This is a genomic window from Parabacteroides sp. AF21-43 (genome assembly GCF_003635435.1).
GTDB classification, from domain to species: Bacteria; Bacteroidota; Bacteroidia; order Bacteroidales; family Tannerellaceae; genus Parabacteroides; species Parabacteroides distasonis.
Window position 1 is genome coordinate 1 of record NZ_QTMG01000035.1, and the last position, 15,441, is coordinate 15,441.

Sequence of the window (15,441 nt, forward strand, 5' to 3'; positions counted from 1 at the left end):
AAGAAGAATACTCCGTACACGGCCGCCAGCTCATAGTCCCATGTTCCCTTTATACCCTGTTCCACCACCGAGTGCGAGAGGTAATACAAGGCCCTGTCCTTGAAGTGGGGCTGTTCCCTGTTCTGCATCTCGATTATGATCCGTTCGCCCTTGTCGGTCTCGCAATGGATATCGAAGATGACTTTCCTTCCTTGCTCTGTCTCGGGCAATCGCTCATTGTTCATGATTCTCAAGTCCATGATCGTATGCTCCCCTTCGAGGAGGTCGTTCAGGAACTCGATTAGTATGTCCTTGTCCATTTCCCTACCGAATATGTGCTTGAAGCCGAAATCGGTGAAGGGATTGATAAATTTTCCCATAGTGTTTATAGGTTTCAGTGATTAATAATGAATAATAGTATAATAAGACGGGGCACCCTGTCTTCCGGTTGTAAAGATACTACTTTTTTAATAGGATAGGCATCGTTTTAGCTTTTAAGAAAACTCGTACGTGTTTTTTGAGAGGCATAATGTAACTACTTCAAATACCGGATCAGCCGATAAATCGTGGGGATAATTTTCCTGAATGTATATTCCACCAAGGGATAGTATGGCCAGGCACTACATGATCTGATCATTTCACATTCGTGAAGAGATCTTTTCACCTACGTGATACAATCGTTTCGCATAGGTGAAAAGATTGTATCACAACCGTGAAACGATTTCATGGGCAGATAGAGCAAGCTACTGCCGATAATGTTTGTATTAAATAGAAAGGCTCAACGGTAACAACTCTTCGTAGGCATCTCTGCGCTCCCTTTCACATCCTTTACAACATATCACTGACATAAAGCAAGTTGGCCGACGTGAAACGTGTGATAAACAAATTGAAGTGTAGATAAAAGTACATTGCGAGATTATCCTCACTATTTATCGGGTGAGCCTGAAAAAGTCGATTCTCCGGGAGTTAAGAATACAAAATGTCAAAGTGTTATATTTTGATATAGATATAAAATGTACGTGCGTACATTAGTATAGAAGAGTAAAGTTTGTATGATTAGTAAATATTTTTCATTAGATGAAACGACTAGTTTAAACGATCGATTCTTTTAGTCATTTGCAAAGGTACGCGTTTCTTCGATACTTGCAACCCTTCCAGACGATTTTTTTATCGCTTATTCTCTTTCTTATCAATAGGATAGGTTATCCTTCACGAAACAAGCGATTCCTTCAACGAACCTCCCGTTTCGACGCTCAAAAAACGCAAGATTTAGACGATCGTTTAGACTAGTCGTTTTTAATAGCAAACGACGATTTTCAATTAGTCTAACAGGTTGATTATCTTAATAAACACTAGTATTAATATTAATTTATTTATTATGAACAAAAAGATTTCTACGCTTCTTGCCGGTGTAATGCTGGCATCTGCGTTCTCTGTCAATGCTGCGATGGAGAATGGCAAATCTTATTTGCTGAAGAGCGGAAGCAATTATTTGTCCGCTGAGACAGATAAGACTTCTGCTGATTATGGCAAACTTGTGTACGGCTCACTTAGCACTAACGATTTGAGTGAAGTTGTTGCCGGTACTTGGAAAGTTTCAACAAAGACTACTTCTGGAGCTGTTGTCTACACCTTCGTAAATAAGGTGACAGGAATGACATTGGCTGTTGATCCTACTTTGGCGAAAACGGCGACCAACGGTCTTTCTGGTGATGTGACATTAGGCAGTGGTACGGTTTCTGAATGGGCATTCGATGCTAGTAACCACATGTATTCTTACTTCAAATCGGACTCAATCGTTTTCTTTGATAATACGGGTGCCCTGAACAAAGGTAAGATTGCGGATTTGTCAGCTGCTTTGGCTGTTACAGAAGATGTAATAAGCACTCCTATTCCAATAAGTGCAGATGATTTAAATACATTGATGTGGTCTGTTGATTCTAAAGATAATTATTTTGCGTTGAATATGGACCCTGAAGTGTCAAAAGGCAAGGCGAATCATTTGACGGCGACAGGACTTCAAGCGGTTAGTGCTGGTAGTGGTTATGTTCAATTGAAAGCTAAGGACAAAAAGGCGGATGACAAACAATTGTATGTAGTTGTCGATACGGCTTATTATGAAGGAACTGAGACTAGCGGTCAGTTGTTGAAATATACCTATGACGTATTAAACGCAGACAATCGCTTGACTGGTTCTTATAAGTTCAAGTTCACTTATAATGTGAAAGAAGACAAACTCTATGTTCAAGTAGCGGAAGTTGCGGATAAATTAGTGAAAGCATCGGGTCAAACTGACGAGCAGTTTGCGAAGGATATCAAAGACAATAATAATAATTCTTATTGGTCTAATCAAGGAAAAACTGTAACGACAAGATCTGACAAGTACATCTACATGGCTAAATTGGACGGTACGAATGTGTTGACACTGAATACGAATGAGACGGATGGTGGTACTCCTACCGCTGCTTCACAGAATATTACGGTTAAGACTTCTGCTGACTATAGTAGCCTTACATTAACTACGATTCCTTCTGGTGTATACTTGATCCAGTATAAGGCTGGTGGTTCTTACAATACAGAAAAGGTAGGTTCTTATGTATTCGCTAATTTGGCTGGTTATTTCGGTTGGGCTGCTCAAGCTCGTAACCAAGAGTTCAAGCATATGCCGGCTGCTCAATGGGTAGTAGAGAAGAAAGGTACATCTTCTATTGCGCCGATCTCAATTACGAACCGTGAGTTCTCTGATGATAGCTATAAGACTTCTTATCAAATTCCTTCTGATATGCAATTATTCGCAGTAGAGGGTAGTGCTAATGAGGTATTCTATTTTAATGGAAACCAAAAGGATACGGTTAGCTTTATTAAAGTTGACGAGGATCTTGTAAAGGATGCTAAACTGGGATATAAGTATGTATCAGAAAATGAAGCTAAGGTTCAAACTTATCTGTTTAACTATTTGCATGGATTGGCATTAGATAAATATCTTAATGTTCCGTCAGGGAAGGATTCTATTGTACGTGTAGATGAGACTGGAGCTAAAGCAAGTTTCCGCTTACAAGTGGTTGTTAAAGACGATAAGTATGGTTATGGCGATGGTTTGGTAAGAAATGTTTACCGTATCACGGACGGAAAAGGTCGTTATTTGACTTATGACGGGACAACGAAGAAGTATATGATGAAGACTTATCCTACTGATTATTTCTTGAAAGAGAATAATGATATCGAAGGAAAAGAATATTATACTTTGGTTGAGGCTAATTTGCGTAATACATCTATGACACAGGCGCAAGCACAGGCATGGTATCCAGAATGGTGTAAGGGTATGGCTGTCGCAGATGCAATGACTATCGAGGAGCAATATACTCCGGAGGGAGGATCTGCTACTTATGTGACGGTTGGTGGAACCTCTTATTTGGCTTATCCGGGTTCTTCTGATATTGTTGCTGTAGCGATGTATGATAAAGACGGCCAACGATTGGTAGATGATAATAGTAAGGTAGACTACTATACTTATCAGAATGTTAATGGTAAGATTGCGTTGAAGAAAGTAGGAGCTGCTCAATATGCCTCTAGAAATTACGCTTCAGTGAAGGTCTCTGTTGACGACAACACGTTGGATTTGACTCGTGGCTCTTTGGATGATAAATTCTATAGCAATCAAGAGATTCGTACATCTGCTTTCGCCGTAGCAATGGATGATTCTCCTTTGTACCGTCGCTTCAACAACGCCGCTCTTGGTGAGAATGTAAATGACGGTCCTGATAGCTTGACATTCGTTGAGAGCGTTCGTAATGAGTACTTAATGGATGAGTGGAACCCGAACTTGACTACGGAAACTGTTGATTACGCTGGTATCTGGAATAAGGATAAGGCTGAGGGTAAATTAGCGTTCCGTATTGATACGGCTTGGTTGAATCGTGGTCTTGGAAATATCAAACCTCAATATTTGATCTCCGTGGCTCGTGACGACCAAGAGGGTGTTGAGACAGTTCCTTGTACAGAGGCTGGTCCTCACGTTGACGCTAACGGTAACATTACAACAGATCCTTCTAAGTGTGTTCATGCTCAACATGGTCGTGCTGGCTTCGCTTATGGCAAATACTTGGTTAACTTCTCAGACTCTGCCCAAGCGTTCATCGATAGAGAGGCTAAGGTTAATCCTTATATGTTCACAACGAATTCTAGTGCTAATAGCAGCTATACCCGTGTAGGTTTTGTTAAGGCTATCCATGCTGGTGACAGCTTGTTCGTATTGACAAATGGTTTCGAGAATGTAGAACCGGCTAAGTTAGATACGGCGACAATCATCGCTAACTATAAGAAAGCTAAGCTGGAAAACTTCATCGTAGACTTGGTTGGTGACAAACATAAGAATGTAACTTGGTCATTCCGTTATATTAACCCGGATAAGGCTGGTGCCGTAACAGAAGAAGGTGCAGAGAACGCATTCTTGTTCGAGTCTAATGTTTATGGCGAGAAAGATCGAAATTATAGAACCGTAAATGGTGACGCTGATCGTGCTATCGCTCCGACATATGCTGCCGCATGGTTGAAAATGCATAATGGTTGTTTGGTACTGACAGATATCAATTCACAGTTCTCTTCCGCAAAGACCAATGGTGATGGCGCATTAATCTTTAATGTCGCTCAGAAGGATGAAGAAGATATGGTTACATCTAATGATAACATCAACAATGTTGAAGGTGTATCTGTAGTAGCTGGTAATGGTACTGTAACTATCCAAGGCGCTGCTGGTAAATCAGTAGTTATCTCTAACATCTTAGGTAAGGTAGTCGCTGAGACAGTTCTTACATCTGATAACGCAACAATTGCCGTACCTGCCGGTATCGTAGCTGTAGCTGTTGATGGTGAGGAAGCTGTTAAAGTGGTTGTTAAATAATTAAACAAATAGATAGGTCAAGAGATGGGGGAATCCCCCATCTCTTCCTTTAAGAAGATATTTATAATTCTGAAATTCCCGTGCGGAGATAGATTCTTCAAGTACACCGCGATGGTAGAACATGCGGGGGTATTAATACTAAAGTAATAAATTAAAAGCTCAGGTCACGAGAACTTCTGTGAAGAAATGTCGTGACCTTTTTTTGTACTCTTAAATCTCGTGCTATGCTTATATCTACTCAAGAAACATTGATCTATAAATCAATTAGTCCGGAAGACATTTATTGTTATACTCCCGGAATCACCGTGACTTCGACGGGACGCTTGGTCGTGACTTTCGACTTGGGCGGCAAGGGGGTAAAAGAAATCTATGCTTCTTCGCAGCTGTACACGGAAAGGACAAGACGGTTAGGTATCGGTAAGATTTTTGTATCGGACGACCAAGGCGCTAGTTGGTGTTTTATCTCGGATTTTAATTTTTGGCATGCCCGCCCTTTTTGTATAGGGGAAAAGATATATATCATAGGAAACGCAGGCGATTTATGTATTATATGCTCGGAAGATGATGGGAATACGTGGAGCGTTCCCTCGTTTCTCTCCCAAGGTGAGAAATGGCATTCTTCTGCCTGTAATGTTCTTTTCGCTAACGAGCGGGTTTACTTGGCGATGGAACAGCGTTTTTATAACTCGGAGATAGAAGGCTGGAATGTGGCGGGTTTGAGCCCTACCTTGCTATCTTGCTCTATTCACGATGATTTACTGGATGCGTCTTCTTGGCGACGTTCCGATCCTTTTGTTTTCAGGGATAAGGTACATTTCCCGGAAGGGGTTGGCATTCCTTTTTACGAGTCATTGACCAATAAGCCGCTGGAATTGGCTCCCGGTCGTTTTAATGCGCCCACTGGATGGCTGGAGGCTCAAGTGGTTCAAATAAAGGATAAACATCATATTTGGTATGATCCGGAGGGGAAAACGTTCCATATGTTTCTTCGTGCGCATACCGGAGGGATTGGATACGCTTGTTTATTAAAAGTGAGGGAAGATGAGAACGCCCAGATGGTAACCGGTTTTCAAGAGGCTCCTTCCGGACAGATCTTGCTTTTCTTGCCCTTTCCCGGTGGCCATTTGAAATTCTTTATAGTGTATGATGAAATATCCCGATTGTATTGGATGGCATCCAATCAATCTTTCGATTCTATGCGGACGATAAGCTCATTACCTGAGACTTCCCGGTATGGACTCCCGAATAATGAGAGGCATCGTTTACAATTATTATTCTCGAAGAATTGTGTGGACTGGTGTATGGCTGGGATGATCGCTTGCCAAGGGAATGAATTATATTCAAGAAATTATCCTTCGTTATGTATCGTAGGTGAGGATATGCACGTGGTTTGCCGTGCGGCGGATGATCATACAAAGGACCCTCAATACTCTGATTGTATTACATATTATAAAATTAAACGGTTTAGAATGTTAATCTATTAAATGAAGTGATTATGGAAAAAGTACTGATTGTAATACCGGCTCGGTATGATTCAAGCCGGTTGCCGGGTAAGCCTTTGGTTAAGATTAAAGGTATAGAGATGATAAAATGGGTCTCAGATATAGCGGATTTTGTATGTCGCAAAAATGAGTCTTGTTCTTATTTGGTAGCTACGGATGATGAGCGCATCGTCTCGTTTTGCGAATCCCGGGAGATTCCGGTGATGATGACTTCCACGAATTGTAAAAGTGGTACGGAACGTTGCTATGAGGCGGTAAGGAAACAGGACACCAATCCCGGACTGATAATAAATCTGCAAGGCGATAATCCCACGTGTCCTCCTTGGATCTTGCAAGATCTGATCGATACATGGAGAAAGGAGAAGGCGGAGGTCCTTACCGCCTCGGTCTTGTTGGGATGGAGCGAATACGATCAATTACTGGCGATGAAAAAGGAAACCCCTTATTCCGGCACGACGGTATTGGTGGATCGGCTGGGATATGCCTTAGCTTTTTCGAAACAAACCATACCCGCTATCCGTAAGGAGGATCAGGCTAGGGATCTTTTGCCTAAAAGCCCTGTCAGGCGGCATGTGGGTTTATATGCGTATAGCGGTCGAGCCCTCGAGTCTTATTTCTCATTACCTCCGTCTGTGTATGAACGCTCTTATATAGAAGGATTGGAACAGATGCGCTTCTTAGAGAATGGCATCAAAATGAGGGTCGTAGACGTCGATTATCGGGGACGTGAGACAACAAGCGGGGTTGATTCCCCGGAAGATGTCAAACGGGTTGAGGAAATACTTGAGAAGTATGGAGAGTTCGATCTTTCGTGACTTAGATGGAATCGTAGATTCTATTTTATCTCCCTACCATACTTTGGAGGAGGTTCTACCTTCTGGCTGTGATGCTGGTCCGGTATGGATGGATTTTGACTGTTGGGTAGACAGCCAAAAGGTGGATATGCGGACATCGGAATCACCCTTACTCTTGAATATATGTGGTATACCCGCATCCGGTAAATCGTATTGGGCGGAGGAATGGCTATCAGAGAATGGACCTTGTTTGCATATCGCTTTCGACGCTATTATGGGGGCATTATCCGGGTATCAAGCGGATTGCTCGCTAGATAGGGAGAAAGCGTTCTTACGTTGGGAACTTCCTGCTCGTTTTTTAGGTTACCGTCTTCTTTTGTTGGGATTGAGGAATGGGTGGCCTATTTTATTTGAACATAGTAATGCGTTGAGAGAACATGTGGATTTGTATAAGAAGATAAAGAGTCTTGGATATCGGATTCATATGGTGTGCATCGATGCGACACCAGAAATGGTTATCAAAAGATTGGCTCGGAGGAATCGTTTTTTCCCGGAGGAGCAAGTAAAAAACGTTGGGATTGCTTGATAGATTTGTTACCTGAATATCAAAAAATAGTAGATGACTTTAAATTAATACAACCATGGAAAAATGTAGAAAACTTGTGATCGTACGGCATGGTAATACGTTTCGTGCGGGAGAGACTCCGACTCGGGTTGGAGCTAGAACTGATTTGCCTCTGGTAGAGGAGGAACGAGCTAGATCTGCGGGACGTTATTTACGTGAGAAGGGGATTGTGATCGACAAGGTGATTTCGGCCCCCTTAAAACGCACATTGGAGACCGCTAATTATATCTTGGAGGAAATGAATGTGGATTTGCCTATCATTCAAGACTTACGTCTTAAAGAGATTGATTATGGGCCGGATGAGAATATGGTAGAAGATCATGTAATAAAACGTTTGGGATCTCTCTATTTAGAAAAGGAGGGAATGGGCCGGAAAGACCTAACGGAAGATCGGATCGTGGAGAGGGGACTTTCCGTGATCGCCCAATGGAATGAGAAGGCCGTGGTACCGTTAGGATGGAACGTAGATGTAGAGAAACTGATAAGCGGCTGGCAGGATTTGGCGGCTAGTATCCCTGATGGTGAGACTTGGTTACTAGTCTCTTCCAATGGAGTGATGCGTTTCTCCCCCTATATTCTGGGGAATTATGAGGATTTCTGTGCGACACATGATATTAAGGTCCCGACAGGCGGGGTTTGTATATTTGATTGCGAGGGTGATCATTGGAGGTGTACGGATTGGGGAATAAAGGCTTATAAACTCTTTAAATGATAAATCATGGAAGATATATGGAATATAACAGCTTTGGTGGTTAGTGTATTAAGTGTGCTTTTGTCTCTTTATGCTTTAAGACAGGCTACCACTAAAAATACCTCGGATATGTATCTGTTCTTTATCTCGCAATACGCGAAGGAGGATATGAAATTGGCTTTACGTAAATTGAAAGATATAAAGCGGGGGGTATATCGGTTGGAACAATGGGAGAGTGATATGAAAAATAATTTGCCGAAAGCCTTTGAGTATGACGAGGCGAGACGTTTGGTGAAATATTTTTATGATACTTTAGCCTATATGAAGTTAGAGAAACTGATAGAGGCACGTTTCGTAAGATTGATTTGCTTGAAGAAAGGAGCATGGCTTTATCTGGATACAGTCGAAGCCATGGAAAAGTTTTTTGACAGTGGCTATGATAAAAAGCCATATGCGGTTATTCGGGATGTATGCGAAAATTTACGAAAAGAAGGGTGTTGTCCTCCTTAGTTCCTGTTTCCGGCTTCTGGTGATATTAAATAAAGTCCTGATCGAAGAAACGATCGGGGCTTTGATATTTATATCTTAATTTGCCATGACGATATTCCGCAAGTCGGAACAGAATTGGATATACTCATCTTCAGTAATTGGCCTCTCTGTTGTCAGGATGATTAACGCATGTCCTTGATAGGCGTTTCTATAAGGAGGATGGAGGTGGTCGTAACTGTTTTCAAAGAAACCACATTTCTTGTAGAACTTTAACCGGTTAGCTGATACCTCGTCCATGATAGGATCGATCTCTAATAAAATGATCTTATTCAGGCGTTTATTAAAATCCTCCAGTAATAAGCTGCCATAGCCTTGTCCTCTGAAGTTCTCATGAATGGCGAAATGTTCGATATATACATAGGTGCTAAAATCCCAGTATGAGATAAAGCCAATAAAGAGGTTATCTTTCAGATAAACCTCTAGATGATAGTTGGGAGATTGGAAGGCCTGTTCTTGTTGTTCTTCTGTTCGCTGCTCAAATAGAGGGAAACTTGCCGTATATATTTGCTCAAAGGTAGGATAGAGAGGATCTTGCTTTCGCGTTATTTCTAGTATGTCCATATGACTTCGCTTTATTTTGATGCGAAGATAATAATCTAAAAACATTGTCATGTCATATTAAAGCTTTATTTTTGGATGATCTTATAATTAAGATATTGTATACGATGATAGCGTGGTTTCGTTATATATGTTTAATTGTTAGCCTTATAATCACCCTGCCGGAATTACTTTCGGCACAACGTCTGGTTTCTCAACGTCAAGAGGATGTAGAGGCCGGTCTTTTATATAACGAGAGCGTCTACATCCTATCTAATTATTCTTGTCTATCCTCCAATTCCCCGGAAAAACTTTCTTTGGACGAGTTATTGCGGAAGCAGATCGAAGGCTTTTATTTCTATTTGAAGCGGGATACGGAGACAAATGTATTGTTACTAAGGAAACCTGATGGTACGTTTACTCCTTTTAGTGAATCATTGGAAGCCATTAAGACGGCCTTGGATGCGGACTCCACTAAGGTTATGACGCTTTTCCTCGATTTCTATGTAGAGATGGAGCTGGAATCCTCTTTTAAGGAAATAGGCTTGATGGAGTATGTACTTGAGTATGATACGAAAAACGGATGGCCATCCCTGAAGGATATGTTGAGTTCCGGAAAGCGACTGGTCGTTTTCGAGGTTCAGAAACATTTGAACAGTCCTTCATGGTTGCATAATATGAGGGATTTTGTGGAGCATACGGACGCTGATTGGGGAAATCAACCGGAAGGGGTTGAGAGTTTTGATGAGCGGCTGAAAAAGAATTTGTCTTTATTTACCGGATATAAGTTCTTGGAGACTTCCCGGGGAAATAGTAATGATATCTCGGCTTTAGCCCGGCAGACACCCTATTTAATAGAATCGTTTAAAAGAGCGTGGATCCGGGATGGAAGGGTTCCCAATTTTGTGTTAGTAGATAAGTATTACGCATGGTTGGATGTCTCGTTGGTTACTTTCCGGAATTTCGATATCATTTACGGCGCGGTTACGAATAACAATGAGCTGCTTAACTACGTGAATTGGGATGGGATGTCTAATTATACGACGGGTAAATATTGCTTTCCGCTAGAGCCCGGAGCCGAGTTGATGCTTTCCCCGATCTCTCCGGGCTATCGGATAGAGCCGGCTACGGTTTATGTCTCCGGTACCCAAAGGAAGGCTTTCGCCGGCGATTTTAAGGCTAGACCTTTGCGGATTGACGAGGATATAGAGATTTATTTACCGTTTGAGGGCGATGAGAAAGATGGTTCGTCCAATCATAATCTCACGGTATCTAGGAATGTCGAGTTTATTCAGGACCCTATACGGGGGCAGGTCGCTTCCTTGGAGAATCAGGCCCGTGTGGATTTGCCGACCGCTTCGGAACTTCATATGCGGGATCATGATTTCACTGTCGGCGTTTGGTTGAAAATACCTAAGTACCTGCCGGAGAAGGAGGATTATTGTATTCTGGGAGCTAAGAATAGTACTTATCAACAAGCGTTGCATCTGTTGATACGGAATCGGAAACCGTATATGGGATTCTTTAACAACGATCTGGTTGGTAACACGGAGATCGAGCCGGGCAAATGGTATAATGTCGTATGGCGGTATAATAAGCGGAATGGGGAGCAGGCTATATTCGTAAATGGAAAACTGGATGCGATCTCTTTTGGTCGTCCGGCTTATCTGGGTAGTGATAGCTTATATGTCGGTTTCGTGAATTTCAGCCAGTCCTCGAACTTCGTGGGTGTGCTGGATAATCTTTGTATTTGGTCTCGTGTGTTGAGCGATAAGGAGATATTGGGATTGAGCAACCAGTTATTAGATTTACATATATCGAATGCGATTACTTGGTTGGATGTCCTTGGAATTGGGTTGATTTTGATGGTTCTGGTCTCGATTGCTTATCTAGGCTATCGGAAGGTGAAAGAAAAGCCAAGGCAGGATGAGGCTGATGCGGGAACGGTTGTGGAGGAGGGAATCGAGGAAGGAATCGAGGAACCGGATCGTTCTTCGCGAGAGATGCCGGAGGAGATCGAGGAGGTTCCGGTTCTACGCAATTATATCCGATTGTTTGGAGAGTTCTATGTGTTGGACCGGGATGGAAATGATATAACCTCTCTATTTACCCCCAAATTAAAACAGCTGTTTATCTTGATTATGCTTCACTCTTCCCGTGGAGGTTTCGGGATATCGAGCAAGGACTTGACACGGATGATTTGGGGGAATGACAACCCCTCGAAAAGTACGAAGAGCCTTCGAAGCGTATCTATATTGAAACTCCGGAAGATATTGGAACGTATCGATACGGTCGAGGTTCTATTTAACGCGAATCGATATATTCTCCAGCTTTCGGAAGATGTCTATTGCGATTATTTGGCTTGTTTGGATTGGCTGAAAGATAAACGGGTACGGACTCAGCCGGACTTTGAATATTTCTATGATATTATCAGCAAAGGAGAAGTGTTCAAAGGGGAATCGTTTGATTGGATGGATGATTTTAAAAGTTATATCTGTAATAGTACGGTGGATGTCTTGTCTCGCTTTATCGACACTTACTCGATCGAGGATGAGGCGGATCGGGTGATCCAGATAGCAGACCAGATCCTTCTGAACGATCCTTGCAACGAGGAGGCTTTGCTCTATAAGATCAAAGCCTTGATTTACCAGAACAACTTCAAATTGGCCCGTTACGTGTACGACCGCTTTTGCGCTTTATACCAAGAGATGTATGGCGAGGCTTTCCCCTCTTCTTTTGAGCAGGTCGTACCGTCTTCGCTGATGAGTCAGCAATCTCCCCAGTAATATTATAGTGTGCCTGCTCATTGGCAGGACTGTGCCATCGCTATTGTCACACCTGTGCCATCGTTGTGGCAAGACCGTGCCACCGTTATGGCATGCCTGTGCCATCCGTGTGGCACTCCTCTGGCATTACAGTGACAAATGTATGCACCCCACTGATAGCGATCCTTTCGAATAGGGAGGCAGGTGCTATGCCTCTGACTTATCGAAGATTTTTATAAATATTTCTTGATTTATTTATGTCGCTGTTATTGCGTGAATTATGCTTTGTGCGGATATGAAATTTGCCTTAAATTAGCCCTAGGTTAATGCCTTGTTTAGCGTTCGTTAACTCATGGTTTACTGCTCCTCCCTATATTCGCTCTCGTTGTTTCGCACGAGGAAGCGAGGAAGCGAAGTTGTGTTTTACTATATATTTTTTCTTACGATGAATATCGTAAAGGTTGAAGTCTGTAAGGGCCTTTCTTCTAAGAGTTGATATTTATGTATAAACTGAATAGTTATGAGTAAAGATGTGAACAATGGTCAGTCCAGACGTGAGTTTCTAGGAAGATCGGTCGCTGCTTTGGCGGCCGCGTCTTTCCTTCCGAGTGCTTTCTCTTGTACGGGGAAGAGTGTGGCGGCTCCCGCTCCGGTTGATACGGCGGCGGAGGCAGGCAAGGTTAACTCGAAGTTCGGTGGCGTGCAAATCGGCACGATCACTTATAGTTGGCGTTCCATGCCGGGTGGATTGGAGAATATCATCAAGTATTGCCAAGAGGCGAATATCAGTTCCATCGAGTTGATGGGAGGTGATCTGGAAGCTTATTTAGGAGCTCCGGAGAATCCGATGATGAAATTCTTCCGTCAGCAAGCTTCTCAACCCGCGGCGAAACCGGGTGAGAAACCTGCGGCTCCTCGTCGGATGGGTCCCCCGAAGTTTACTCCGGAGCAGCAGGCTGAGATCGATAAATATAAGGAAGAGGTGAAAGCGTGGCGTCTCGGGTTGGATCTATCAAAGGTAGAAGGTGCCCGTAAGTTATTGAACGAAGCAGGAATATCGGCGCATATCGTGAAGATGGAACCTTCCCGTATGGGTTCGGACGAGGAAATCGATTATGCGTTCAAGGTAGCCAAGGCCATGGGCGCTAAAGCCGTGACGGACGAGATTAATTTGGAGACGGCGAAAAGAGTCGCTCCATTTGCCGAGAAGCATGGGATGTATATGGCTTTCCATAATCATATGCAATATGCCGAAGAAGGGTTTAGTTGCGATCCGATCTTAGCGGTCTCTCCTTCTATTATGTTGAATTTTGACGCGGGCCACTTCTTTGGCTCTACAGGTATCCACCCGAATGAGATGATCAAGAAATATCATGATCGGATCTATAGTATCCACTTGAAAGACAAGACGGGGCCTACGACAGGGGACCAGCCGAATACGAATCAAGTATGGGGACAAGGGGAGATGCCGTTGGAAGACGTACTCTTGTTGATCAAACAAGAGAAATGGCCTATCTATTGCGATATAGAACTGGAATATGATATCAAGCCTTGGTCTGACTCCGTGAAAGAGGTAGGCACTTGCGTGAAATATGCTCGACAAATATTGATGTAGATTATAGAATGTTGTCTTTGGTATGTCATTAATAGGTATAACGAAAGGGCCGGTTCCTGATGGAGCCGACCCTTTATTTTTCATTTATTGATCTCTTTTACCAAATTGGGCGCACACTTAAAATGGACAATGGTTCTGGGGATCAACATTAAAGTCTCTCCGCTTTTCGGGTTTCTAGCCAACCTGCTTGTCTGCAAGCGGGGAGTATAAACACCGAAACCCTGTATACATACCTTTTCTCCGGCTCTCGTTTTCTCTAAGATGATGTTATTCAGTTCTTCCAATATGTACCGGATTTCTTCTTTGTCATTACCGACTCTTTTCGATAATTCCTCGATTAGCTGACTTTTATTCATATCGTATTATTTTTTGAGAAGTTTGTTCTTTGCTCTGTTGTTAAATATTTTTTTCTGTATTGCAAAGGCGATAAGCCCGTGTGCCTCCGAAAGAAGCGTCCCAACGAAGATTGGTTCGAGAACTGCGTCTTCTCAACAATCTCTTGGATATTCAAGGTAGAGTTGGTGAGTAATCCTTTTAATTCTAGGATCATATATTCCGTAATCCAATCTTTGGCGGATTTGCCGCTTACCTCCTTAACAACCATGGTCAAGTATTTAGGGGTGATGCATAGAGAGTTCGCGTAGAACGTCACGCTTCTGTTCACTTTGTAATTACTCATGACCAATTGAAAGAATTTGTGGGTCAGTTCTTTCTTGTGTACATCTATCGTTGCCGTACTGTCTAAAGAATTGACTTTATAATGGTTATATATATCAAGGAATAATATGCGAAGTAAGAGTATAACCGACTCTCTTCGATACTGGTTTTCCGGATCGACGGCTTTTCTTATAAGTAATTCAAAGAAGTCTACAAAGGAAAGAGTTTCCACGTCTTCCATCTTGAAATAGTAATGTTGCCTCATATAGAAAAAGAAATGTGGCGAGAAACGACTGATACCGCTTAATATATCAGTATAAAAGGATTCCGTGATCGTGAAATATCTGATTTGGAAATCTACGCTAACGTCCGTTAATGCGACCAATTGCCCCGGCAAGATGATGATGAGCTCTTTAGGGGTTATAATGTGCTTGTTGGAATAGATATCAATTTTAGCGTTTCCTTTTACACAATAGATGACAATCCCTAATCTTATATAAGAAGGGTAAGTGGTAATAGGGAGTTCTTTGGAAAGTGTAAAGATCTTGAAGTCCTTCTCCAAAGAATAATCAATACCACTATTCGGCTCAACTATTTTTTTAATATTTCCCGACATTCTTTTTGTCTATGTTTCTTATGTAAAATTATAACTTCGTCTTTTACTATATTTATCTAGTGGTTGTTTGGTATAATATTACAGAAATATAGGTCTCGTTTTGGCGTTTTTTAAAGTTTGGTTTAAATGATACCTTGAAAAATAACCGCTATTGGATGTTTTTGTTTGTAGGTCTAATACTTTTTTGCAAGTACGGTTGAGGTGATGTTAG

The 15,441-nt window shown here is 42.2% G+C and carries 12 protein-coding genes; 8 read left to right on the top strand and 4 right to left on the bottom strand.

Features of this window, described 5'->3' with window-relative positions; all coding sequences use genetic code 11:
• The coding region (locus DWX84_RS18890; protein ID WP_122377596.1) for an Rpn family recombination-promoting nuclease/putative transposase at nucleotides 1-359 on the bottom strand (359 nt) is incomplete at its 3' end.
• A 998-nt stretch (nucleotides 360-1,357) separates the two neighbouring features.
• Here DWX84_RS18890 and DWX84_RS18895 point away from each other — a divergent pair.
• From DWX84_RS18895 to DWX84_RS18920, 6 genes are all read left to right on the top strand, one after another.
• Nucleotides 1,358-4,879, top strand: a complete 3,522-nt coding sequence (locus DWX84_RS18895) for a DUF6383 domain-containing protein (protein ID WP_048927919.1) — start codon at nucleotides 1,358-1,360, stop codon at nucleotides 4,877-4,879.
• A 224-nt stretch (nucleotides 4,880-5,103) separates the two neighbouring features.
• On the top strand, nucleotides 5,104-6,363 hold the full coding sequence (locus tag DWX84_RS18900; RefSeq protein ID WP_048927920.1) for a sialidase family protein: 1,260 nt from the start codon (nucleotides 5,104-5,106) through the stop codon (nucleotides 6,361-6,363).
• 11 nt (nucleotides 6,364-6,374) lie between these two features.
• Nucleotides 6,375-7,196, top strand: coding sequence for a manno-octulosonate cytidylyltransferase (locus tag DWX84_RS18905; protein ID WP_048927921.1), 822 nt, complete (start codon nucleotides 6,375-6,377; stop codon nucleotides 7,194-7,196).
• Nucleotides 7,174-7,761: an AAA family ATPase gene (locus DWX84_RS18910; RefSeq protein WP_229103485.1), complete on the top strand. Its 588-nt coding sequence runs from the start codon at nucleotides 7,174-7,176 to the stop codon at nucleotides 7,759-7,761. The genes DWX84_RS18905 and DWX84_RS18910 overlap by 23 nt, the downstream gene beginning before the upstream one ends.
• A gap of 55 nt (nucleotides 7,762-7,816) precedes the next feature.
• Nucleotides 7,817-8,512 carry a histidine phosphatase family protein gene (locus DWX84_RS18915; RefSeq protein WP_048927922.1) on the top strand — a complete coding sequence of 232 codons (696 nt, stop codon included), beginning with the start codon at nucleotides 7,817-7,819 and terminating at the stop codon, nucleotides 8,510-8,512.
• A gap of 6 nt (nucleotides 8,513-8,518) precedes the next feature.
• Nucleotides 8,519-9,001, top strand: coding sequence for a hypothetical protein (locus tag DWX84_RS18920; protein WP_005861117.1), 483 nt, complete (start codon nucleotides 8,519-8,521; stop codon nucleotides 8,999-9,001).
• Nucleotides 9,002-9,076: 75 nt separating this feature from the next.
• On the opposite strand, the gene DWX84_RS18925 is transcribed toward DWX84_RS18920, so the two are convergent.
• Entirely contained in the window at nucleotides 9,077-9,601 is a 525-nt protein-coding gene (locus DWX84_RS18925) for a GNAT family N-acetyltransferase (RefSeq protein ID WP_048927923.1), read from the bottom strand.
• A 71-nt stretch (nucleotides 9,602-9,672) separates the two neighbouring features.
• On the opposite strand from DWX84_RS18925, the gene DWX84_RS18930 reads away from it, so the two are divergent.
• Both DWX84_RS18930 and DWX84_RS18935 read left to right on the top strand, forming a co-directional pair.
• Nucleotides 9,673-12,363 carry a LamG-like jellyroll fold domain-containing protein gene (locus DWX84_RS18930; protein ID WP_048927924.1) on the top strand — a complete coding sequence of 897 codons (2,691 nt, stop codon included), beginning with the start codon at nucleotides 9,673-9,675 and terminating at the stop codon, nucleotides 12,361-12,363.
• Between the two features lie 499 nt (nucleotides 12,364-12,862).
• Nucleotides 12,863-13,957, top strand: a complete 1,095-nt coding sequence (locus DWX84_RS18935; RefSeq protein ID WP_005866710.1) for a sugar phosphate isomerase/epimerase — start codon at nucleotides 12,863-12,865, stop codon at nucleotides 13,955-13,957.
• Nucleotides 13,958-14,037: 80 nt separating this feature from the next.
• On the opposite strand, the gene DWX84_RS18940 is transcribed toward DWX84_RS18935, so the two are convergent.
• Nucleotides 14,038-14,313: an HU family DNA-binding protein gene (locus DWX84_RS18940; RefSeq protein ID WP_005866712.1), complete on the bottom strand. Its 276-nt coding sequence runs from the start codon at nucleotides 14,311-14,313 to the stop codon at nucleotides 14,038-14,040.
• Nucleotides 14,310-15,230 carry a helix-turn-helix domain-containing protein gene (locus DWX84_RS18945; RefSeq protein WP_005866714.1) on the bottom strand — a complete coding sequence of 307 codons (921 nt, stop codon included), beginning with the start codon at nucleotides 15,228-15,230 and terminating at the stop codon, nucleotides 14,310-14,312. Before DWX84_RS18945 ends, DWX84_RS18940 begins: the two co-directional genes overlap by 4 nt.
• Nucleotides 15,231-15,441 lie beyond the last annotated feature (211 nt).

Excerpts from the sequence above, each read along its gene's own strand:
- DWX84_RS18900 (WP_048927920.1), top strand. The coding sequence starts at position 5,104 with ATGCTTATATCTACTCAAGAAACATTGATCTATAAATCAATTAGTCCG.
- DWX84_RS18895 (WP_048927919.1), top strand. The coding sequence starts at position 1,358 with ATGAACAAAAAGATTTCTACGCTTCTTGCCGGTGTAATGCTGGCATCT.
- DWX84_RS18915 (WP_048927922.1), top strand. The coding sequence starts at position 7,817 with ATGGAAAAATGTAGAAAACTTGTGATCGTACGGCATGGTAATACGTTT.
- DWX84_RS18940 (WP_005866712.1), bottom strand. The coding sequence starts at position 14,313 with ATGAATAAAAGTCAGCTAATCGAGGAATTATCGAAAAGAGTCGGTAAT.
- DWX84_RS18905 (WP_048927921.1), top strand. The coding sequence starts at position 6,375 with ATGGAAAAAGTACTGATTGTAATACCGGCTCGGTATGATTCAAGCCGG.
- DWX84_RS18935 (WP_005866710.1), top strand. The coding sequence starts at position 12,863 with ATGAGTAAAGATGTGAACAATGGTCAGTCCAGACGTGAGTTTCTAGGA.
- DWX84_RS18920 (WP_005861117.1), top strand. The coding sequence starts at position 8,519 with ATGGAAGATATATGGAATATAACAGCTTTGGTGGTTAGTGTATTAAGT.
- DWX84_RS18925 (WP_048927923.1), bottom strand. The coding sequence starts at position 9,601 with ATGGACATACTAGAAATAACGCGAAAGCAAGATCCTCTCTATCCTACC.
- DWX84_RS18945 (WP_005866714.1), bottom strand. The coding sequence starts at position 15,230 with ATGTCGGGAAATATTAAAAAAATAGTTGAGCCGAATAGTGGTATTGAT.
- DWX84_RS18910 (WP_229103485.1), top strand. The coding sequence starts at position 7,174 with ATGGAGAGTTCGATCTTTCGTGACTTAGATGGAATCGTAGATTCTATT.